Origin of the sequence: Xanthomonas cassavae CFBP 4642, from assembly GCF_000454545.1 — a bacterium.
GTDB classification, from domain to species: Bacteria; Pseudomonadota; Gammaproteobacteria; order Xanthomonadales; family Xanthomonadaceae; genus Xanthomonas; species Xanthomonas cassavae.
Genome location: NZ_CM002139.1, coordinates 2,540,681 through 2,562,632, shown reverse-complemented (window position 1 = coordinate 2,562,632; position 21,952 = coordinate 2,540,681). Strand labels below are relative to the sequence as shown.

Annotated in this window: 19 protein-coding genes; 3 read left to right on the top strand and 16 right to left on the bottom strand. The window is 65.7% G+C overall.

Annotated elements, in window-relative coordinates:
* Window positions 1-276 precede the first annotated feature (276 nt).
* Window positions 277-2,088, top strand: a complete 1,812-nt coding sequence (locus tag XCSCFBP4642_RS0111280) for an EAL domain-containing protein (protein ID WP_029219874.1) — start codon at window positions 277-279, stop codon at window positions 2,086-2,088.
* A 94-nt stretch (window positions 2,089-2,182) separates the two neighbouring features.
* Here the strand turns inward: XCSCFBP4642_RS0111280 and XCSCFBP4642_RS0111275 are convergent, their stop codons facing one another.
* The 10 genes from XCSCFBP4642_RS0111275 to XCSCFBP4642_RS0111235 all read right to left on the bottom strand — a co-directional run bounded on the left by XCSCFBP4642_RS0111275 (window position 2,183) and on the right by XCSCFBP4642_RS0111235 (window position 14,898).
* Window positions 2,183-3,103, bottom strand: a complete 921-nt coding sequence (locus tag XCSCFBP4642_RS0111275; protein ID WP_029219873.1) for a M14 family metallopeptidase — start codon at window positions 3,101-3,103, stop codon at window positions 2,183-2,185.
* An 838-nt stretch (window positions 3,104-3,941) separates the two neighbouring features.
* A complete protein-coding gene (locus tag XCSCFBP4642_RS0111270) occupies window positions 3,942-4,199 on the bottom strand; it encodes a KGG domain-containing protein (protein WP_005990975.1) in 258 nt (85 codons plus the stop codon).
* A gap of 44 nt (window positions 4,200-4,243) precedes the next feature.
* Window positions 4,244-4,612 carry a hypothetical protein gene (locus tag XCSCFBP4642_RS30040; protein WP_235048291.1) on the bottom strand — a complete coding sequence of 123 codons (369 nt, stop codon included), beginning with the start codon at window positions 4,610-4,612 and terminating at the stop codon, window positions 4,244-4,246.
* Window positions 4,613-4,904: 292 nt separating this feature from the next.
* On the bottom strand, window positions 4,905-5,651 hold the full coding sequence (gene cobA, locus XCSCFBP4642_RS0111265; RefSeq protein WP_029219872.1) for a uroporphyrinogen-III C-methyltransferase: 747 nt from the start codon (window positions 5,649-5,651) through the stop codon (window positions 4,905-4,907).
* Window positions 5,652-5,716: 65 nt separating this feature from the next.
* Entirely contained in the window at window positions 5,717-8,515 is a 2,799-nt protein-coding gene (locus tag XCSCFBP4642_RS0111260; RefSeq protein WP_029219871.1) for a nitrate reductase, read from the bottom strand.
* Complete coding sequence (gene nirD / locus XCSCFBP4642_RS0111255; RefSeq protein WP_029219870.1) at window positions 8,512-8,877, bottom strand: nitrite reductase small subunit NirD; 366 nt, start codon at window positions 8,875-8,877, stop codon at window positions 8,512-8,514. Before nirD ends, XCSCFBP4642_RS0111260 begins: the two co-directional genes overlap by 4 nt.
* Entirely contained in the window at window positions 8,874-11,291 is a 2,418-nt protein-coding gene (gene nirB / locus XCSCFBP4642_RS0111250; RefSeq protein ID WP_029219869.1) for a nitrite reductase large subunit NirB, read from the bottom strand. Before nirB ends, nirD begins: the two co-directional genes overlap by 4 nt.
* Window positions 11,292-11,349: 58 nt before the next feature.
* Window positions 11,350-12,519: a nitrate/nitrite transporter gene (locus XCSCFBP4642_RS0111245; RefSeq protein WP_029219868.1), complete on the bottom strand. Its 1,170-nt coding sequence runs from the start codon at window positions 12,517-12,519 to the stop codon at window positions 11,350-11,352.
* 737 nt (window positions 12,520-13,256) lie between these two features.
* Entirely contained in the window at window positions 13,257-14,321 is a 1,065-nt protein-coding gene (locus XCSCFBP4642_RS0111240) for a CmpA/NrtA family ABC transporter substrate-binding protein (protein WP_029219867.1), read from the bottom strand.
* A 4-nt stretch (window positions 14,322-14,325) separates the two neighbouring features.
* Window positions 14,326-14,898, bottom strand: a complete 573-nt coding sequence (locus tag XCSCFBP4642_RS0111235) for an ANTAR domain-containing response regulator (RefSeq protein WP_029219866.1) — start codon at window positions 14,896-14,898, stop codon at window positions 14,326-14,328.
* Window positions 14,899-14,982: 84 nt separating this feature from the next.
* Between XCSCFBP4642_RS0111235 and XCSCFBP4642_RS0111230 the strand changes: the two genes are divergently transcribed.
* The gene (locus XCSCFBP4642_RS0111230; RefSeq protein WP_029219865.1) at window positions 14,983-15,987 is read left to right on the top strand and encodes an NAD(P)-dependent oxidoreductase; all 1,005 of its coding nucleotides are present in this window, start codon (window positions 14,983-14,985) and stop codon (window positions 15,985-15,987) included.
* A 128-nt stretch (window positions 15,988-16,115) separates the two neighbouring features.
* Here the strand turns inward: XCSCFBP4642_RS0111230 and XCSCFBP4642_RS0111225 are convergent, their stop codons facing one another.
* From XCSCFBP4642_RS0111225 to XCSCFBP4642_RS0111200, 6 genes are all read right to left on the bottom strand, one after another.
* A complete protein-coding gene (locus XCSCFBP4642_RS0111225; protein ID WP_029219864.1) occupies window positions 16,116-16,478 on the bottom strand; it encodes a hypothetical protein in 363 nt (120 codons plus the stop codon).
* Window positions 16,462-17,031 (bottom strand): molybdenum cofactor guanylyltransferase, encoded by a 570-nt coding sequence (locus tag XCSCFBP4642_RS0111220; RefSeq protein ID WP_029219863.1) that lies wholly within the window; start codon window positions 17,029-17,031, stop codon window positions 16,462-16,464. The genes XCSCFBP4642_RS0111225 and XCSCFBP4642_RS0111220 overlap by 17 nt, the downstream gene beginning before the upstream one ends.
* Window positions 17,032-17,068: 37 nt before the next feature.
* Window positions 17,069-18,322, bottom strand: a complete 1,254-nt coding sequence (locus tag XCSCFBP4642_RS0111215; RefSeq protein WP_029219862.1) for a molybdopterin molybdotransferase MoeA — start codon at window positions 18,320-18,322, stop codon at window positions 17,069-17,071.
* A 340-nt stretch (window positions 18,323-18,662) separates the two neighbouring features.
* Entirely contained in the window at window positions 18,663-19,715 is a 1,053-nt protein-coding gene (gene xth, locus XCSCFBP4642_RS0111210) for an exodeoxyribonuclease III (RefSeq protein ID WP_029219861.1), read from the bottom strand.
* A 223-nt stretch (window positions 19,716-19,938) separates the two neighbouring features.
* Entirely contained in the window at window positions 19,939-20,154 is a 216-nt protein-coding gene (locus XCSCFBP4642_RS0111205; RefSeq protein WP_029219860.1) for a hypothetical protein, read from the bottom strand.
* Window positions 20,155-20,261: 107 nt separating this feature from the next.
* Window positions 20,262-20,525 (bottom strand): hypothetical protein, encoded by a 264-nt coding sequence (locus tag XCSCFBP4642_RS0111200; RefSeq protein WP_029219859.1) that lies wholly within the window; start codon window positions 20,523-20,525, stop codon window positions 20,262-20,264.
* A 263-nt stretch (window positions 20,526-20,788) separates the two neighbouring features.
* Between XCSCFBP4642_RS0111200 and moeB the strand changes: the two genes are divergently transcribed.
* Entirely contained in the window at window positions 20,789-21,931 is a 1,143-nt protein-coding gene (gene moeB, locus XCSCFBP4642_RS0111195; protein WP_029219858.1) for a molybdopterin-synthase adenylyltransferase MoeB, read from the top strand.
* Window positions 21,932-21,952: the final 21 nt, after the last annotated feature.

The window sequence follows — 21,952 nt, the reverse complement described above, 5'->3', positions numbered from 1 at the left end:
TATAGAAGAGCACCTCAATCCTATCCGGCCAGGCGTGATCCGGTGCTTTTAACTCCAGGCACGCTCTGCCGAGTCATGAGACCACTTCCGTGAGGACATTGTTGCAGCGTCGGACCACCCTGATAGGCAATATCTGCAGACTGCGGTGAAGACTTTTACTGTCGGGCTTGATTCCTCACCTGATAACGCCTCACTGCGTTTATCCTGTCGATGGTCAAAGGCTGCGCCTCGTCACTCGTCCACGACCTGGCATTGTTTCTATTAGGGACGCAGTGTGTGACCTTCGACACGGAATCTGACGATATGACGCTTGGCACAGGGGACAAATCGCAGGACCGCCATTCCGACTGGTCGGGGGTTCCGATCGATCTGGGTGGGATGGAGCCACTGGAGCAGATCGCACGTCTGCTGTGTCATGCGTTGGTCGCCCCGGCGGCGGCGCTCACCATCACCGAAGGTGGCCGCATGCGGGTGCTTGCCGCGCGTGGCATCGATCCCGGCCATGTCGAACAGGCGATTGCACTGTGCCCTTCGCCACTGGCCTCCAGCAACGGCGTCGCGGAGCTGATCGAGCACCAGGCGCTGGAGCAGATTCAACTTGGCGATGCAGCCTTTCCCGGCTTGCCCGCGCGATTCATCGCCTGTGTCTCGGTTGGCGCGCCGCAGACCGGCATTTGCGGCACCCTGTGCGTCATCGACTCACGCGAGCGCCACCTGGCCAGCCAGGAGCATCAGCAGTTGCGCATGTTCGCCAACGTGGCCGCTGCACAACTGGAACTGCAGTTCGGTGCCGGCCGTCGCGAGCCGCATAGCGGGCTATTCAATGCGCGCCAGCTGCAGTCGGATCTGGATGCCCTCGCCCTCGGCAGCCACTGCGTACCCACCATTGCCGCCTTCATCGAGGTCTACGACACGCAGGCGGCCAACGAGGCGTGGCAGGCGCTGGGCATGCAACCGCTGGAAGAACTGATCCGGCATGCCAGCTACGTGTTGACGCGCGCCCTGCGCGGCAAGGCAACGGTCTACCACGTCGCCCCGATGCGCTTCGCCTTCTTCCTGCTGAACTCTGCGCCCGACGAGGTGGAAGACCTGCTGCTGGATCTGCGCGACATGCTGCAAAAGCCGGTGGACGCGGCCGGGGTGCCGATGTCGCTGACCTTCCATGCCGGCGTGGTGCGCTTTGCGCCGCAGCAGCCGGATACCAACGATGTGATGCGCAAGGGCCTGGTGTCGCTGGGCGATGCAATCAACAACCACGCCGTGGTGTGCTGGTACAGCGCATCCCAGGACGATGCCATCCAGCGCTCGTACCGCCTGGCGCTGGACGCGGAAAAGGCGCTGGATGCCGGCGATTTTCGGCTGGTCTTCCAGCCGCGCATCAACCTGGAAGACTTGTCGGTGACAGGCTTCGAGGCATTGTTGCGCTGGCATCACGCCAGCCTGGGGCCGATTGGCCCGGATGAGTTCATTCCCCTGTTCGAGAAAACCGCACTGATGTGCACGGTCACCAACTGGGTGATCGAACATGCGCTGCTGCAGCTGGCGCGGTGGCGGGCGCAGGGCCTGGACTTTTCCATCTCGATCAACCTCTCGTCGCGCGATTTCGGTAACACCAATCTGGCTGCAGACGTGATTAACCGCTGCAGCGACCTTGCCATCCCGACCACGCGGGTGGAGCTGGAGATCACCGAAGGCCGCTGGCTGCGCAGCAATGTCGAAGCGGTTCCACGCCTGCGTGCACTGCGCGAGGCGGGCGTGAGCGTGGCCATCGACGATTTTGGCACCGGCTACAGCAATTTCGGGTACCTCACCGAGCTGCCGATCAACGTCCTCAAGCTGGACCGCTCGCTGGTCACCGGTATCGCCGTGAAAGCCGGCATGCAGATGCGTGCGGAAGCCGTGGTGCGGCTGGCCAGTGCACTGGGCTACCGTACCGTGGCCGAAGGCATCGAACATGCCGACGAAATCGCCCTGCTGCGCAGCTGGGGCTGCGACGAGGCGCAGGGGTATCTCTTGTCCAGGCCAATGGAGGCGCATCTGGTGGCTGGGTACGTCCAACAGGCCACAGAACGACAACGCCTTCCCTGAGGCGACGATGCCGGCGCGCAGACAACGCCGGCTCGACCGACTGGCAGGCCGTACGCATGCAGACAGGGAAAAGATCCACTGCCACATCGCGTACTCAGGGTGCCGACAGCGCGTAATCCAGCGCGGCACAGATCGCCGCCACCTGCGCCGCGTTGCATTGCTCGGGCCTGGCACGCGGGCTGTCCGGGTACACCTCGGTGGTGGTGCGATAGCGCGCATCGGTCACGCCGGCACACAGGCCCAGCCGCCGTACCGGATAGTTGATGACGCCGTGGCCCACCACTGGTGCGCCGATGATCTGCCCCTGCGCATCCGGTGGCGCGATATGCGTGACCTGGGCCACCGCGGCGATCACCGCCTGCTGAAAGGCAGGCTGCGGATCTTCGCTGTCGCCGACCAGGTAGAACCCGTCCGGAATGCTGCCCGGTACGAACACCACACCATCGCGTGCCGCCAGCGCAGGACGAAACTCACTTTCGTCGCTGTCAGTGGTCTCATGCAGGTCGATATGCACCAGCATCCTGCCGGCGGTGTCGGCAACCAGCTGCATCAGCGCCGCCGACTCCGGGGCCGGGTTGTGGTCGCGGAACGCGCGGTTGGGATCGATCGCCGCGTCGTTCCAGCGCTGGATTCGCTCGTAGCCCCAGGGATTGATGCAGGGAGCGACCAGCAGATTCAACCTGCCCGCATAGTCGGCTCCGCACTGCTGCAAGAACTGCAGTGCGCCCTGCACGCCACTGGTTTCGTAGCCGTGCACGCCGCCGGTCACCAGCGCGCACGGCAGGGCGGTATCCCACGTGGCGCTGCGCAATGCCAGCAGCGGGTACTGCGTGGAGTCGGCAGCAATCGTTCCGTAGTGCACGCGCGCATAGCCGTCGCCCAGCGCGTCGATGGCATGCACCACCTCGGCCGCGTAGCTGCGCTGTACCCGCTGCCTGGCGCGCCACGCGCTGCGTTCGTCATCGCCCCAAGCCTGGCCAGGGGTACCGATCGGATAGCCGAGTTGCGTTGTCATCACCAAGATCGCGTTATTGGAGGCGCCCAAGGGTAAGCGCTGGGCCTGCAGAAAGAAAAATCCCGGCTTGCGTCGTCGTTCATGGCGAGGTACGACGAGCGCAGTGGTCTCGCTGCTGTGGCGCATGAGCCCGCGTGCCGTCTGGACATGCCCAGCGGCGTGGTGGGCAGGAGCTGTACCTGCAGCGCAGGGCCTCGACGTCGCGCCGCTGCCCTGCGCCGCGCGGCTGGGGGTGTGTCGAGCCAACAGTCCAACAGGTCTCTGCGCCCAGGCAGGCGCCACTGCTCCTCAGCGAAACGCGCCGGCATCGACGGATGCCAACGCTGCACGGCAGCGGTGGATCAGCATGCAAAGCGTGCAGACATCGCAACGACGCGCAGACCGGACACAGCACCGCGTGCGGATAGTCAAGCGCCGCAGGGGGCTGACGCTAGATCGTGGCTTGCTTGGCCAACATGCAACGGTCGGCGTCGCAGCGAGGCTGGCCAGTGACGGTGAACCACACGCTGTGCCACGGCAGCAGTTGCAGATGTTGCCTTCGTCGCGATCACGATCGCGACGAGATGGAAAATATTCCCTGCAATCGATGGCGAAGCGAAAACCTGCTGCAGAAATTTTCGTCTGGTTTGTGAAACGTGATGCAGCAGGCGCTTGGACAGGTTCAAGCGCCCTGAGCTGGCCTGCTGCCTCCGCAAAATCGCATCGTAATGCAATCGATTGCTTTTGAGGTCGAATGCAAACGGTGGGGCTTCCCCCACAAAACAGCAGGCCCTGGGCCATTTCGGCCCAGGGCCTGCACCCCTTAATCAATGACGGCATGCGCTGCATGCCGCCTTGATTATGCGGATTCTTCCTGCGGCTTGGCCTGCTTGGAGCGGCCGCCCTTGCTGCCGATGCGCGACATGTGATCGCGGTCGCGACTTACCGCCTGCCCTCCCTTGCGGCCTGCCTCGCGTGCTTCGTCGCTGGTGAATTCATGTGCGTTACCGCTGGCGTGTGCGGCCTTGCCACCGCTGCTAGCCAATACGCGACGCTTTTCAGGGTCCAATGCGGCAAAACCGCGCCGGCTACGGGTACTGTTCTGTCCGTCTTCCACTGTGCCTCCTCTCGATGCATCGGGTACGTCGTTGGGTAATGTAGTTACCGCAACAATCGTGCCAACCCGCAGAAGCAGGCTATACGGTAGCAAACGGGCACATGCAGGAAAAAACCGCTGCGCTCGCTGCGCAAATCTTGCACACCTTCACAGCCATTGCCGACTGCAGCGCGCTGCGGAATGGGTAGCGCTACCAAATGGCGCACCCATTCGTTGCACCGCGATGCGGCTGCCACCATGAGCTGCGCATTCACATCGGTGATACCGGGATCGTTCTCTCCGATGGCGCGCCATTTCGATCCGTGGTGGTGCAGCGCAATGACTGCCCAGGCGGCGCGATTGCGCCTGACCGGGATACATCGGCGCGGCAGGCCGTCTACAGGCCGCCAAAGCCCCAATGATCCGAGCCACACGCGTGGGATTGCGCGGCCAAGCGTCGGCCATGGGTCTGCCGGCTACGCGCCGCGGCGCTGACCGGCGCTGGACTGCAAGCGGCTTGCGGCCTCACACCCGGTGCGCGGACGATCCGTCATCGCCGGTGTGCGGATGTGTGGACGCATGACAACGCTGCTTGTCCCAACTGCACAGGCCGTCACGCGACGGACAACAGCTCAGAGCTGTGCAGGCTGCAAAGCGCCTCGGCGATCGAACGACTGCGCTGCCGTTGCGGCGAGATGTCGTTGCGCACGCACCGACGCCACTCCCCTATCCCACTGCCTGTTCCAACACGGCAGCACAATGATCGTCGCAGGCGGCCGACGCGTGTGCGAGCGCATCGCCAACCAACAGCAAGGTCGGCAGGCCTGGCAGCAGCGCCGCTGCGGCGGCGCCAAGTTCGCCCAGCGTGGTGAGGCGACGTTGTTGCTCGGGACGTGTGGCTGCCTGCACGATGGCTGCCGGCGTAGCGGCCGGCAGATGCGCCAGCAGCGCCGTCGCCAGCGCGTCCGCACGCCGCAGGCCCATGTAGATGCCCAGCGTGGTGCCACTGGCGGCCAGTGCACCCCAATTCGGCTCGCCGTGGTCGTGCGTATGCGCAGTGACGAAGGTGATGCCATGGCAATGGTCGCGGTGCGTCAGCGACACGTCCAGCGAAGCGGCGGCGGCGAACGCGGCGCTGACCCCATTGATCACCTGCACACCGACACCGGCGCGACGCAGGAAGTCGATCTCTTCGCCAGCCCTCCCGAACAACAAGGCATCGCCGCCCTTGACGCGCACCACGCGCAGACCCTGCAATGCATAGCGCCGCATCAGCCGGCAGATGAACTCCTGCGGCGTGGAGCGGCAGCCGCCGCGCTTGCCGACGCGGATCACGCGCGCCTGCGGTGCCAGCTCCACGATCTTGGGATTGGCCAGATCGTCGAGCAGCAGCACCTGCGCCACTGCCAGCGCCTTGACTGCCTTGATGGTCAGCAGCTCCAGATCGCCGGGACCGGCAGACAACAACACCACATCACGCGCGCAGGAAGGGATGACGGACATGAGAGATCTCGCAGTGTGTGGAGGGGTGAAGTGCGTCAGGCCAGCCGCGGTTGGCGGCACAGCCGGGTCAGTTGCGGAACGCAGGAGCCGCAGGCGGTGCCGCAACCCAGGCGTTGTTTGAGTTGCGCCACATCGGCGCCGTCGTCGATGGCCGCATGGATCGCCGACGCCGCAACATTCATGCAGGTGCAGACGATCGGGTCGCTGGGCACGGCAGGCGTCTGTGCGAACACCGCCAGCCGCGCGCCACGCCACGGCTGGCCTGCCAATGCGGTGCTCAGCAACGCCCGATTGGCCTCGCTGGGTTGCGCGGCCGTGAGCAACAGGCCGTCGATATGACTGAGCCCGTCCTGCGTTCGCCAACCGACGCGGCGCATCAGCCCACGGCGCAGATCGCGGTATTCCAGGACATCGGCACCGGCCGGCAGCTGCAAGGCGGCAACCAGGCGATCGATCCAGGTCGCCTCAGGCGCCCGCTCGCAGGCGGCGTGCAGCACCGCCCACTCGCCGGCGGCCTCTGGCAAGGGTTCGGCATGCAGGCGCAGGCTGGCATAGCCGCAGTCGCGCAGCAGCGGCTGCAGCGCCTGTTGCAGCGCCAGCGCATCGCCACGACGCGCGGCCAGCAGATGCCAGCCGAACACGGCCTTTTCCACCCGCACCGCCGCGTGCTTGAGCTCGGGCTGCTGCGAGCGCGCATCCACTGCCGGCGTACTCACTTCGTTGATGCCGCCGCTGGAAAGCGTCTGCCCGCTCCAGTGCATCGCCGCGAACACGGTACCCGAGCGCAGTTCATCAGAGAGTTCCAGCGGCAGCACCAGCGTGCCACGCTTGCTGGCCACCCGCACCAGTTCGCCGGTCATCAGTCCGCGCCGCGCCGCGTCGTCCGGATGCATGCGCAAAGACGGTTCGGGACTGTGCGCAAACGCAGCCGCCACCCGTCCGGTGCGCGACATGCCATGCCACTGGTCGCGCAGGCGCCCGGTCAGCAGCCGCATCGGGAAGCGCGCCGAGGTCGCCTCGGCCACCTTGCGATACGGGGTCGCATGGAAGCGTGCACGCCCATTGTCAGTGGCGAAGACGCCATCGATGTAACGCCGCGCCTGCCCCTGCGTGGCACCGGCTGGAAACGGCCATTGCTGCGGACCGGTGTCCAGCACCGCGTAATCCAGCCCGCCGATGTCAAGGTCGCGGCCCACCGTCAACGCACGGTGTTCGTCGAAGACCTGCGCAGTGGTGTCGAAGGCGAACAGCCCGGCCGCGACGCCGGGTTGCAGCTTGGCCTCCAGCCGGCGTGCCACCGCGTTGGCAATCCACCAATCCGCACGCGCCTGACCCGGCGGCTCCACCGCCTTGCGCACGCGGGTGATGCGGCGCTCGGAGTTGGTCACGGTGCCGTCCTTCTCGCCCCAGCTGGCGGCAGGCAGTAACACATCGGCATACGGCACGGTGTCGGTGCCGGCAAACGCCTCCTGCACGATCACCAGCTCGGCCTGTTCCAGCGCCGCGCGCACGCCAGCGATATCCGGCATCGAATGCACGGGGTTGGTGCACACGATCCACACCGCCTTCAGCGTGCCGGCACGCAGGCGTTCGAACAATTCCACGGCAGGCGTGCCGGGCGTGGGGCTGATGCGCCCGGCCGGCACGCCCCACAGCGCTTCCACCTGCGCGCGATGCCCGGCATTGCCGATCTCGCGGTGCGCCGCCAGCATCGTCGCCATGCCGCCCACCTCGCGCCCGCCCATCGCATTGGGCTGGCCGGTCAACGAGAACGGGCCTGCACCGGGTTTGCCGATCTGCGCGGTGGCCAGATGCAGATTGATCAATGCGAGGTTCTTGTCGGTGCCATGCGCAGACTGGTTCAAGCCCATGCAATACAGCGACAGCGCCGCCGGGCTGCGCCCGAACCACTCGGCCGCCTGCACCAGGTCCTCATGCGAGATCCCGCAGAACTCGGCGCTCATGCGCGGGGTGTAGTCGCGCAGCATCCGCTTGAGGGCATCGAACTCCTGGGTATGGCCCGCAACGAAACGCGCATCCACCAGACCCTCCCAGATCAGGTGATGCAGCATGCCGTTGAAGAGCGCAACGTCGGTCCCCGGTTCGATCGCCAGGTGCAGGTCCGCCATGGCCGCGGTGTCGGTGCGGCGCGGATCGATCACGATCCAGCGAATCTCCGGGTTGCGCGCACGCGCGGCTTCCAGCCGACGAAACAGCACCGGGTGCGCGTAGGCCATGTTGCTGCCGGCAAACAGCACCGTCTGCGCCAGCTCCAGGTCTTCGTAGCAGGTGGGCGGGCCGTCGGCGCCTAACGCCAGCTTGTAGCCGGTGACGGCGCTGGACATGCACAGCCGCGAATTGGTGTCGATGTTGTTGGTGCCGATCAGACCCTTGGCCAGCTTGTTGAAGACGTAATAGTCCTCGGTGAGCAGCTGCCCGGAGAGATAGAACGCCACCGCATCCGGGCCATGCTCCTGGATGATGGCCGCCAGTTTGCTGGTGACATGCTGCAAGGCCCGATCCCAGCTCACCGGCGCACGCGGCGCCTGCCGGTGCCGACGCAATTCGGGGGCCAGCACGCGCCCCTGCGTGCTGGTGGTGGTCTGCGGCAACGCCAGCCCCTTGCTGCACAGACGGCCATGATTGGCCGGGTGCTGCGGGTCGCCTTCGATACCCACGATGCGCTCGCCGGCATCATCGTGCTCACTGTGGATCAACACGCCGCAGCCGACACCGCAGTAGCAACAGGTCGAGCGCGTGATGCGGTGCATCGGCGATGCCGCAGACGCGTGCGCAGCGGTCTGCGATGCCGGCGGCGGCAGGCCCTCGCTCATGCGGCCGGCTCGGCAACCGCCTGCGGCTCGGGGACCGGCTGCAACACGATCCACACCGCACCGGCATCCACCTTCACCGGATATCGCGGGGCGCAGCCCACGTCCGGTGCACAGGCCTGCCCGCTCTGCAGGCCGATCGCCCAGCCATGCAATGGGCAGGTCACCGTGTCGCCGGCCACGATCCCTTGCGACAACGGGCCACCCTTGTGCGGGCAACGATCGCGCAGCGCAAACACCTGATCGCTGGCGGTGCGGAAGATGGCGATCGGCGGCAGGCCTTCGACCTCCAGGACGCGCGCACCCAACGCCGGCAACTCCTGCAAGGCGCACACATGCACCCACGCCTGATCGGGCATGCTCATTCCTCCACCGTTGCCGCGGGCGCTGCGATCCGCAGCGGTTGATACTCCTGGCGACGCTCGCCGGCGATGCGTGCCTTCCACGGATCGACCAGGCCTTCCAGCGAAAACAGCAGGCGCTCGTACAGCGCTCGCCGGTTTGCCGCATCGTCCACCACCTGCGCACGGATGTAGTCCAGGCCCACGCGCGCGATGTAGTGCACCGTGCGGTCCAGGTAATAGGCCTGCTCTCGGTACAGCTGCAAAAATGCGCCGGTGTACTCGCGCACTTCCTCGGCGGTGCTCACCTTGACCAGGAAACGCGCCACCTCGGTCTTGATGCCGCCATTGCCGCCAACGTGCAGCTCCCAACCCGAATCCACCGCGATGATGCCCACGTCCTTGATGCCGGATTCGGCGCAGTTGCGCGGGCAGCCTGACACCGCCAGCTTCACCTTGTGCGGGCTCCACATATTGGCCAGCATGGTTTCCAGGTCGATACCCATCTGCGTGCTGTTCTGGGTGCCGAAGCGGCAGAACTCGCTGCCCACGCAGGTCTTCACCGTGCGGATCGACTTGCCGTAGGCATGGCCCGACGGCATGCCCAGATCGCGCCACACTTCCACCAGATCTTCTTTCTTGACCCCGAGCAGATCGATGCGCTGGCCGCCGGTGACCTTGACCATCGGCACCGCGTACTTGTCGGCCACATCGGCAATGCGGCGCAGCTCACCAGCATTGGTCACCCCGCCCTTCATCTGCGGAATCACCGAGAAGGTGCCGTCCTTCTGGATGTTGGCGTGCGCGCGTTCGTTGATGAAACGCGACTGCGGGTCGTCGATGGCTTCGTGCGGCCAGGTCGAGAGCATGTAGTAATTGATCGCCGGCCGGCAGGTGGCGCAACCGTTGGGCGTGCGCCATTCCATGAAGGCGTAGGCCTGCGCATGGGTGAGCAGCTTGTGCTCGCGGATGGCGCGGCGCACATCGCCGTGGCTCAGGTCGGTACACGCGCAGACGGCCTTGGTCTTTGGGGTTTCCTGGAAATTGGAGCCCAGGCAGTTCATCAGAATCTGCTCTACAAGCCCGGTGCACGAGCCGCAGGAACTCGCTGCCTTGGTGTGCTTCTTCACTTCATCGACGGTAAACAGGCCCTGCTCGCTGATCGCCTTGACAATGGTGCCCTTGCACACGCCGTTGCAGCCGCAGACCTCGTCGCTGTCGGCCATCACGCTGGCGCGGTCCTGGCCGCCGGTGCCCGAATCGCCCAACGCGCTTTCGCCGAAGATCAGCTGATCGCGCTGCGCCTGGATCGGCGTGCCGTCCTTGAGCAGTTTGAAATACCAGCCGCCATCGCTGGTGTCGCCATACAGGCAGGCTCCCACCAGCACGTCGTCGCGGATCACCAGCTTCTTGTAGACCCCGCCGGCCGGATCGGACAACACGATCTCCTCGCAGCCATCGCCGCCCATGAAATCGCCGGCCGAAAACAGATCGATGCCGGTGACCTTGAGCTTGGTCGACGCCACCGAGCCGCGATAGATGCCGATGCCGAACTGCGCCAGGTGGTTGGCGCAGACCTTGGCCTGCTCGAACAGCGGCGCCACCAGGCCGTAGGCGATACCACGATGGTTTGCGCACTCGCCCACCGCGTACACGCGCGGATCGAAGCTCTGCAGACTGTCGTTGACCACGATGCCGCGCGAGCAATGGATGCCGGCTTCTTCGGCAAGGCGCGTGTTGGGGCGGATGCCGGCGGCCATCACCACCAGATCGGCCGGGATTTCGCTGCCATCGGCGAATCTGGCCCCGATCACTTCGCGCTGCGCGTTGCCGAGCAGCGCGCTGGTTGCGGTGTTCAAGCGAAATTCCAGGCCACGTGCGCGCAGTGCCTGCTGCAGCAGATTGCCCGCAACCGGGTCGAGCTGACGTTCCAGCAGCCAGCCGGCCAGGTGCACCACGGTCACGTCCATGCCGCGCACCTTCAAGCCATTGGCCGCTTCCAGACCAAGCAGGCCGCCACCGATCACCACCGCATGCTGCTTGCTGCGCGCGGTGTCGATCATGGTGCGGGTGTCCTGGATATCGCGATATCCGATCACGCCCTTCAGCTCGTTGCCCGGGATCGGCAGCACGAACGGCACCGAGCCGGTGGCGATCAGCAGGCGGTCGTACTCGGCCTCGGTGCCGTCGGCGGCAATTACCCGGCGGCGCACGCGATCGATGCGGGTGACTTCGGTGTTCAAATGCAGATGGATGCCGTTGTCGCGGTACCACTGCAACCGGTTCAACACGATGTCGTCGAACTCCTGCTCGCCGGCCAGCACCGGCGACAGCAGGATGCGGTTGTAGTTGGGATGCGGCTCGGCACCGAACACGGTGATGTGGTACATGCCCGGCATCAGCTTGAGCAGCTCCTCCACGGTGCGGATGCCGGCCATGCCATTGCCGATGACGACGAGTCTGGGTTGCTTCATTGCCTGGATTCCTGTCGACATGTCAGACGCGCGCCGCGCCGGCGGTGGACCATTCGCTGCGCCACTGGGTCTTGACGCCCGCTAGCAAGCCCCAGCCGCCAAGCGCGAATGCAGCGAACAACCACATGCCCAACGCATAGCTGCCGGTGTGCTGCTTGAGCACGCCCAACCCGGCCGCAAGCGCGAAGCCGCCGATGCCGCCGGCCATGCCGATCAAGCCGGTCATCACCCCGATATCCTGGCCGAAGCGCTGCGGCACCAGCTGGAACACCGCACCATTGCCGGCGCCCAGGCACAACAACGTCAGCACGAACAACGCCAGCGTGATGGTGGCGCCGCCGGCACCGAACCCGGCAATGCCTACCAGCGTGGCCACCAGCAGATACACCGCCAGCAAGGCACGCGTGCCGCCTACACGGTCGGCAATCACGCCACCCAGCGGGCGCATCACCGAGCCGGCCAGCACGCAGGCCGCCGTGGCCCAGCCCGCGGTCCGCGCGTCGAAATCGAACTGGTCGTGGAAGTACCCCGGCAACGCACTGGCAAAGCCGGAAAAGCCTCCGAAGGTGATCGCGTAAAAGAACATGAAGCGCCACGCGTCGCGGTTGCCCACCAGCACGCGGCCGTAGTCGGACCACTGCTTGCGTGCGACCGGTGTCGGTGCCTCCTTGGCGATCGACGCAAACACGATCAGCGTCAGCACCAACGGAATGCACGCCAGCCCGAACACGTTTTGATAGCCGAAGGCGGCCGCCAGCATCGGGGCGAACAACGCCGCCAGCACCGTGCCGGAATTGCCTGCACCGGCGATGCCCATCGCGGTGCCCTGATGCTCGGGTGGATACCAGCGCGACGCCAGCGGCAATGCCACCGCAAACGACGCACCGGCGATACCGAGCAGCACACCCAACAGCAGCGCCTGTCCCATGCTGTTCACGCCCAGTTGCCAGGCACCGAACAGCGCAGCGATCACGGCGAGCTGCGCGACCATGCCGGCACGCTTGGCGCCGGTGCGATCGGCAAACATGCCCAGCACCAGGCGCAACACCGCCCCGCACAGGATCGGCACCGCCACCATCAAGGCGCGCTGCTGGGTATCCAGGCCCAGCGATTGCGCAATCGGCACCTGCAACGGACCGAGCAGATACCACACCATGAAACTCAGGTCGAAATACAGGAAGGAAGCGAACAAGGTGGGCGTGTGCCCGGATCGCCAGAACGAGCGCTGCATAGAGACCTCTTCGAATGCGATGGTCAAAAAAAAACGGCGCCCCTCCGGTAAACCGGAAGGACGCCGTTGTCCTGGATGCGTGCGGATCGCCGTTGAACCGCTGCACCGTGTACGTGTTGTTGCAGGCACGCCGTTGCACCTGCACATGACTGCTACGCAATCACCATGCCAACTTGTTCACTCCCGCGTCGCGGCGGTATAAGTACTTGAAAAATTGGTGATTTAATTATAAGGCGGCTGGGCAGTGTGGAATCAGTAAGGCCGGAACCATGGCCCGATTCCCGGCTTTCGTGCAGCGATGCACCAAACCTGTGCGGCGCGTTCTTGCGGCGCTGGGTACGCCAGGCATTCGCGGCCAAGCCATCGATCTTTCGCACCGCGAACGATCTGCCTATCTGCGCTGATGTCAGCGAGCCATGGGTCCAGACTCCGATTTTTCCCTCGACGAGTTAGCCGAGCACACAATGCTTTGCGATCCCAGGCAAGAGCCGCCGGCAGATCGCTTGTCCCATGCACACCGACCCTCTCGAGCGGGCAAGGGCCCTGCAGCCACGCCTCGGATCAGCAGCGTCGCAAGCCAACCGTTGCAAGCGCGCAGTCCAATCAATCCAGACGCCTGCGGAAGATGCGCAAATCCAACAACAGACGTCAGGCACATCCATAGGCCTGGAGACCGCAACAAGGTGCCATCAGCCGCCTCACGGCGTATCGAGCAAGCGGTTGCTGCGATGATCGCTGTCGCCCACCGCCACACCCACGCGCGCTGCGGCACGACGGTAGTTGTCCAGGCGATGGATATCCCGTAACCGCGCAATATCCTCGTCCTGGACGGCATGCCACCCCCACCGCTGGAACTGGCCCAGGAACCATTCGCCATCGGACAGCCACGGCATGTTCACCGCACCATCGCGATGAAAGGCCAGCGCCGTCGCATCGCCGCTGGCCGCATCGGTTTCGGCATCCAGACACGCAGCAAGATGCGCTGCCGACACTCCGATATGCTGCGGTTCGGCCAGCCACTGCGCACACTGTGCGCGGTGGTCCGGCCCAGCATCCAGCCAGCGGCAGGCTTCCAGTACGCAAGCCGTCAGCTGCTGCGTCAGGTCCGGCTGCAGGGCAGCGAATTCGCGCCGGCAGGCCAGCACCTTTTCCGGATGGCCGGGCCACAGCTCACCGCTGCGGATCACCCGTGCACCCACGCCTTGCGCCTGTGCCACGGCCGCCCATGGTTCGCCGGAGCAATAGCCATCCACCAGCCCGCTGCCCAGCGCGTCGGGCATCTGCGGTGGTGGAATGCTGAGCACATCGACATCGCGCATCGGGTCCACCCCGCCTGCGGCCAGCCAGTAATACAGCCACAACGCATGCGTGCCGGTGGGAAAGGTCTGCGCGAAGACCGCGCGTCGCCCCAGTCCGGCCAGTGCCTGCGGCAACGCCTGCCCGTCTGCCAGTGCCTGCGCCAAGGCAGGCGCCAGGGTGATTGCCTGACCGTTGTGATTAAGCGTCATCAGCAAGGCCATCGCGCACTGCGGCCCGGCAATGCCCAGGTCGATGGCGTACACCAGGCTGGCCAGCGCGTGGGCGGCCTCCACCTCGCCCGCCAGCAGCCGATCGCGCACGCCCGCCCACGAGGCCTGCCGTCGCAGATCCAGGTGCAGGCCATGCGCGTGGTCCAGCCCCAGCCGCTGCGCAGCCACCAGCGGCGCGCAATCGATCAGCGGCATGTAGGCCACGCGCAACACGGGAAGGTCGGCTTGGCTCATCGGTTCATCCCAGCAATTCGGCCATGGCCACGATGCGTCGCGCCACTTCGGCCAGCTTGACGCCCTGCTTCATCGCCTGCTGGCGCAGCGCGGCATAGGCATCGGCCTCACTGAGGCCGCGTTTTTCCATCAGCAGACCCTTCGCGCGATCGATCTGTTTGCGGTCCTGCAGGGCTTGCTGCACGTCGTCCAGGCGTTTGCGCATGCTGCTCTCGTGCGCAAACCGCGCCAGCGCCACCTGCACGATCGGCGCCAACCGCGCCGGCGCCAGGCCATCGACCACATACGCGGTGACACCTGCACCGACCGCGGCATGGATCAGTGCATCGTCACCATCGCCGGAAAACATCACCACCGGTCGCGGCGCATGCGTGTGCAGCATCGACAACTGCTCAAGGGTGTCGCGCGAGGGCGAATCCACGTCGATCACCACCACATCCGGCTGCTGGCTCTGTACCGCATGCAGCAGGGCACCCACCGAGGCCACATCGTCGAGCACCGTGTAGCCGGCGCGCGTGAGCGCCTGGCGCAATTGCCCGATCAGCTTTTCGGTATCGTTGACCAGCAAAACACGCATTGGCGGCAGCGAGGCGTGTGGACGTGATCCGATGTTGCCATGCAACATGCCGTTGGTGCGAGTCATCTTTTTGGGAGTGAGCCGATGCCGTTGTTCCCGTTGTTCGCCAATCTGCAGGGGCGCGCTGTGCTGGTGATCGGTGGCGGCGAGGTCGCCACGCGCAAGGTGCTGGCGCTGCTCAAGGCCGGTGCGCAGATCCGCCTGTACGCGCAGGCGCTCTCGCCCGAGCTGGCGGACCTGAGGCAGGCCGGTCGCTTCGAGCAACTGGGTGGCGAGTTCGATCCTGCCTGGATCGACACGGTGTGGCTGGTGGTCGCGGCCACCGACGACACCGACTTGAACCAACGCGTTGCCGCCGTCGCGGGCGCGCGCCAGCGCCTGGTCAACGTGGTGGACGATGCCGAGTTGTCCTCCTATCAGGTGCCGGCGATCGTGGACCGCGACCCGCTGGTGATCGCCATTTCGTCTGCAGGCGCCGCGCCGATGCTGGCACGGCGCCTGCGCGAGCGGCTGGAGCGCGAGCTGGATGCATCGGTGGGCCGCTTCGCCGGCCTGTTCGCGCAGCATCGCGAGCGCATCCGCAGCCAGTTCCCGGACATGAACCGGCGCCGGCGCTGGTTCGATCGTGTCATCGACGGCCAGGTGCCTGTGCTGCTGCAGGCCGGCGACGAGGTGGCGGCCGAGGCTGCATTCAGGGCGGCGCTGGACGACGCCGGCGCGGTACCGGCGCGTGGCAGCGTGCAGCTGGTGGGGACCGGCCCGGGCGATCCGGGCCTGCTCACCTTGAAGGCGCTGCGTGCGATGAACCTGGCCGACGTGCTGGTGGCCGGCGATGATATTCCCGATGCGGTTCTCGACCTGGCGCGCCGCGACGCCTCCCGTCGCAGCATGCCGCACGCTGCCGAAGCGCAGCGGTCCCTGCTGCTGGAACTGGCCGGCGACGGACTGCACGTGGTCGCGTTGCGCAGCGGCACCGGCTACGACGACGCTGCCGCCGCACCGATCGAATCTGCGTTACTGGCACAGGGGCTGGTCTGCGAGCGCGTGCCGGGCATCTACCAGGAGCGGCGCAAGCGACCTGCCGCGTGATCGCCTAGATGGCCACGCCTGCGGAGCACGGCGCACCCTTCAGGACGCAGCACAAAGTCGTCCGCATCCGGCATGCAAGCGTCAACGGCAGGCAGCCTGCAAGGCGGCGACGCGCCTGGTCCAACAGGTCATTCCTTCGGCAGTCGCTTGCGCGCACTGTCACGTACGTCGATATCGAAGGTCACCTGCAGCGCCATGTGCTCGGCATGCCCGGCGCCTGCGTCGAAGCTGAAATGCAATCCCTCTCGGCTCGGCAAGCGCCGCACATGGTCTTCCAGCGCGTTGCGCGGCACCAGCAATTGCCAGTGATCGGTGGCGCAGTTGCAGGCCGCGTGACCACCGGTAAGGCTCACGCTGTGGCGTACCAGACGCGCGCCCTGCCCACTGGGCAGCCGGCTCAGATTATCGACGCTCTGCCCGGCCAGCAGCGTCGCCAGTTCGTCCTCGTCGATGCGGAACCGCACATGCTGGCCTTCAATCTGGATTTTCATGGGTGAGCTGACTCCATTGCTCGGGCGTATTGCAATTGACGAACGCGGCGCGTTCGCTGGCGGTGACAGCCACGCGATGGCTATGCAACGACTGCTGCAAGCCACGCAGCGAGCGTGACGATGCGGCGCCTGCCATCAACACCGCCACCGCATTCCGCACGGTGGCATCCACGCGCAGGCGCATCGGCAGCATCTGCGCTTCGAAGGTCACGCAGCGCTGCCGTGACGGCGCCAGCAACCGTGCCAGCAGCGGCTCGGAGAGCAAAGGCATATCCACCGGCACCACCACCATCGTGGTTTCATCGGCGACACGATCGATCACGCTCGCCAGCCCGCCAATCGGCCCGAGGTCGGGCTGCCTGTCCGCGATGCCGGCGTACTCGGGCCGCTCGCCGCTGACCAGTACGTCCTGAGCGCCCGCCGCGCGCAGCAACGCCTGCATGTGCGCAATCAACGGTTGCCCATGCCAGCGGAGCAAGGCCTTGTCCTGCCCCATTCGTGAAGAGCGGCCGCCGGCCAGCACCACGCCGGTCCATGCCGATGCCGCGCTCATGCAGCGCATGGCCTTGCAGCGACGTCTTCACGCCGGCTCATGGCAGCACCGCCGGTGCCGCCGGCTGCAGATGCCCCAGGCCGAACACCTCCACCTGGGTGCTCGCTGCTGCGGTGTTCTCCTGCGGCTCCAGCACTGCCCACACATTGGCCTGCAATAGCGGGGCAACGCGGAAGGATTCCTGCTGCGGCAGGACCTGTACGCGCAACACTCCCGCGGCAGTGCACTGCAGGTGCGCGCGCAGATGCTGGCGCCAGGTCGGCCGTGGCTGCATCGGCGTCTGCAGAGCTACCCGCATGCCGCGCTCGGCCGGCATGCCCAACAAGCCGCGCAAGGCCGGCTCGACGAAGAAACGCAGCCCGGCGGCACTGGCCATCGGATTGCCCGGCAGGCCCACACACAACACCCCGTCGGGAAACCGCGCCAGCAGCACCGGTTTGCCCGGTCGCACCGCGACCTTGTGAAACAGCAAGCCCGCGGCATGCCGCGCCAACGCGTCGGGCACGAAGTCATAGCGCCCACGCGAGACGGCACCGGTACTGAGAATCACGTCGGCCCCTGCACTGCGCGCCTGCGCAAGCGCCGCATCGAAGGCAGCATCGTCATCGCCCACCTGCCCTTGCCACACCAGCTGGGCACCTGCTGCACGCAACTGGCTGCATAGATAGCTGCTGGTGCCATCGCGGATCTGGCCGTGCTGCAATGGCTGTGAGGAATCGCTGATCAATTCGCGCCCGGTCGCGATCAAGGCCACGCGCGGGCGCCGCACAACCTGGATCTGCGCGCACCCCAATCCGGCCAACAGCATCAGATGGGCACCACGCAGCACGGTGCCCGCCTCGATCACCACATCGCCCAGGCGCACATCTTCGCCGCGGCGACGAATATGCTGCCCCGCCCGTACGTGCGCGCGCAGACGAAACCGGATGGGGCGCGCGCCGTCGTATTCGAGTACGTGCACCTGTTCGATCGGCACCACCGTGTCGGCACCTGCAGGCACAGCGGCACCGGTCATGATTTCCCATGCTGCACCCACAGCGGCGGCGACTGGATCTGCACCGGCGGGCACGGTATCGGCAACCAGGTGTTCGCTTCCCTCCACCGCGCCAAGCCCGCGTGTGGCGAGTGCAAAGCCGTCCATCGCACTGTTATCGAAGGGCGGAAGCTCGGCCGGGCTCGACAGTGCCTGCGCAAGCACCCTGCCTTCGGCATCGGCGCTGTCCACCCATTCGCTGGCGAGCATGGCGACCTGCTGATGCACGATGGCGAGTGCTTCGGCGTAGCTGATCATGAACGACACTGCCGAGCGATGGATGACCGGGCTAGGATACCGGCCCGCCCCGTGGCCGGTATAGCCGCGGCATCCGCGCGAATGTGCCGCGGCGACGGCTCACGCGACCGTACACCTCGCAACGATCGGCGTCTTGCCCAGGCAACCGGTGTCCATCATCGGGCGTCGCGCCCGACAGCCACGCGTGTCGGCGAGGCCTTGCTGACACGACTGCCAAGTGCTCATCAAAGGTTGCGAACCTGCAGGCAGGCACGGCGAATGCGGCGTGCGGTACCTGCACCCACTGTTCTTGCGCGTCCTCGCGTAGCCCCGTTCGCATCCGGCGGTCGCCCGTCACGGCTCAATGTTCACCCGCTTTCTGCCGGCGACTCGCACGCTTTTTCGTCGCGACGTTACGCGGCTTCGCTCCCTTGGTCGGCGGCGGGTGTTTTGCCGCGATTTTCTTTGTCGCCTTGCCGGCAACGGTCTTCTTCGCCAAACGCTGCGATGCACGCTTTGCAGTTGTCGGACTCAGCGGATTCCGACATGCCGCCTTCTTGGCAACGACTTGTCTGCGCGTGCCCGCAGCCGCTTCGATGGCGGCGTCCGCCTGCACCGTTGCCTCCGGCAGACGCACGCGGATCCACGTCGGTGCATGATCGCTGGCCTTTTCCAGAGCGCGCACCCATTTATCCACACCGGCGTCCTGCAGACCGGAGGCCAGTGCATTATTGAGCAGCAGATGGTCGATCCGCAGGCCGCGATCGCGCGCAAAATGCTGGCGGAAATAGTCCCAGAACGTATACGGCGCCGCCTCACCATGCACTGCCAACAGACTGTCGGTCCAGCCCTGCTCCAGCAGAGTCCTGTATGCCTCGCGGCTCTCCGGCTGCAACAAGGCGTCCTTGCGCCATCCCTTGGGATCGTAGATATCCGCATCGGTCGGCACCACGTTGAAATCGCCGATCAAGGCAATCGGGTGCGGCAACTCCACCAGTGTTCTGGCGTGACGGATCAACCGCTGGAACCAGGCCAGCTTGTAGTCGAACTTCGGTCCCGGCTGCGGATTGCCATTGGGCAGATACAGGCAGGCCACCACCACGCCATGGATCGCCGCTTCCAGATAGCGGCTTTGCGTATCGCCAGGATCCCATGGCAAGCCGCGTCGGATCTCCACGGGCTCGGCATCGCGCGCCAACAGTGCCACACCGTTCCACGACCGCTGCCCCTGCCAGATCACGCCATAGCCGGCGTCACGGATCGCCTGTTCCGGAAACGCCTCCTGGGTGGCTTTCAGTTCCTGCAATCCTACAATGTCGGGCTGCTCGCACTTGAGCCATTGCAGCAGATGCGTCAGCCGGCTGGCGATACCGTTGACGTTGAACGTGGCGATCTTGCGCGTGATCGGTGCCATGGCGTCCCCGCGACTTTTTGGCCAATGTGATGGCGCTGCAGGGCAGCGGATGCATGAGATCGATGCGCGGGCCAACTCAAGTCGATTGCATATGCGGCAACGGTTGCTCAGACGAGCCGGCCACTACTATGAGGCGCATCGCTCTCCAAGCCGACAGCGACGACGCGAGGCGCAAGTGAAAGGCAGTGGCTGCCAATCGAAGCCGGATGCCCGTGCCCCTATCTCACGCCCCGGGGTCGGCAGGCCCCAGCTGATGGGCGGCCAAGAGTTCTTCGATCCGTTTTGCAATCTGCGCGGCCTGTTCCGGCGAATCGGCAGTGCCGCTGATTGTCTCTGCGCGCGCATGAAACACATCCCAGAAATCATCCGGGTGTTGCTTGCGGATCTGGGGCAACTGCTCTTCCAGCTCTTTCAACTGCGCATCGATGTCGGGGGTCATGCAGGTTTCCTCTCACATTCAATCGGCTAAGGGCAAACGGCTTTCGGCGGCAGGCCGGGCTACATGCCGCTGGGGATTTGTCCGCACCGTGGAGGTCAGGCGTGAGGTCATTGATCGAGCACGGAGCGAATACGAACCTGTCCCCACCCTACTGCCTCGCCGGTGAGCCTCGCGCCAATGCGTGATGCAGCCAGCACGACCTGCACCAGAGACGGCCGGACACCTCGACCGGTCAGGCGCCGGGGCTCGCCACTGCCTGCAAAGTCGGTGCTCTCGACAGCGAGCTGAGCCGCTGCAACGCGCATCTCATCGATTGCATCAAGCAGCTGCCCCCTGTCCAATCCAGCAGCACCATCGGTGAAACGCATCATCACTGCGGTCGCGCCGCATCAGCATCCTTGCGTGGCGATGTATCTTGCGCGCCCTGGAACACCGGGCATTTTTCGGATCATTTGCGCATGTCACGCGCAATGCGCGCTACGCACAGACAGATAGTGCCAGTAAGTAGTGCCGATTCCGTCCGACGTAACCGCAACCCGGCCGCAGTGCCACAACCAGGGTCAACCCGCGCGGGTTGGCGCCGGTACAGCGCAGCGCTGCACATTGCACACCAGCGTTGCGCGACAATAGCGCCATGAGCAGCCACGACATCTCCCCCGCCGATGCGCGCGTACGCGCCCTGCAGGGCGCCTTGCTGATCGATATCCGGCTACTGCACGAGCGCGCCAGCGGCCAGGCCGAAGGCGCCACGGCCATCGCACAAGGTGATCTGGAAGCTGAGCCCGGCCACCACCTGCCCGAGCAGGCGCGCGAGATCGTGTTGATTTGCCAGAGCGGCAAGCGTTCTGCGCAGGCGGCCGCAACCCTGCGTGCGCACGGGTTTACCCGGGTGACCTCGGTGCTGGGCGGTACCACGGCATGGCAGAGCGCCGGCTTGCCGGTGGTGCGCCCGTCGCTGCCCGCAGACGAGCACGACTTTCTGGAACGCTATTCGCGGCACTTGCGGCTGCCGCAAGTCGGGTTCGAAGGCCAGCAGCGATTGGCACGTGCGCGCGTGCTGCTGATCGGCGCAGGCGGCCTTGGCTCGCCGGCGGCGTTCTATCTGGCGGCGGCTGGCGTTGGGCACTTGCGTCTGGCCGACGATGATGTGGTCGACCGCAGCAATCTGCAGCGCCAGATCCTGCATACCGAAGACAGTGTCGGCCTCGCCAAGGTCGACTCGGCGGCGCAACGTATTGCCGCGCTCAATCCGCGTGTGCAGATCGACGCAGTGCAGACACGTGTCACCGCAGAGAATGTGGAAGCCCTGCTGCAGGACGTGGACATTGTGGTCGATGGCGCCGACAACTTTCCTGTGCGCTATCTGCTCAACGACGCCTGCGTCAGGCTGGGCAAACCGCTGGTCTACGGCGCAGTGCAACAGTTCGAGGGCCAGGTGAGCGTGTTCGATGCTGGCCGCAATCGTGGCCATGCGCCCTGCTACCGCTGCCTGTTCCCCGAGCCGCCGCCGCCCGAATTCGCACCCAGCTGCGCCGAAGCCGGCGTGCTTGGCGTATTGCCCGGTGTGATTGGCCTGCTGCAGGCAACCGAGGCGGTGAAGTTGCTGCTCGGCATTGGCGACAGCCTGGCCGGGCGTCTGCTCAGCTTCGATGCGCTGTCGATGCGGTTTCGCGAAATCCGCCTGCCGCCGGATCCGCAATGCCCGGTCTGTGCGCCAGGCACCCCGTTTGCGGGGTACCCGGATTACGCCGCATTCTGCGGCAGCGCCCTCGGCTGACACCTGCCATCGTGCTGGCCA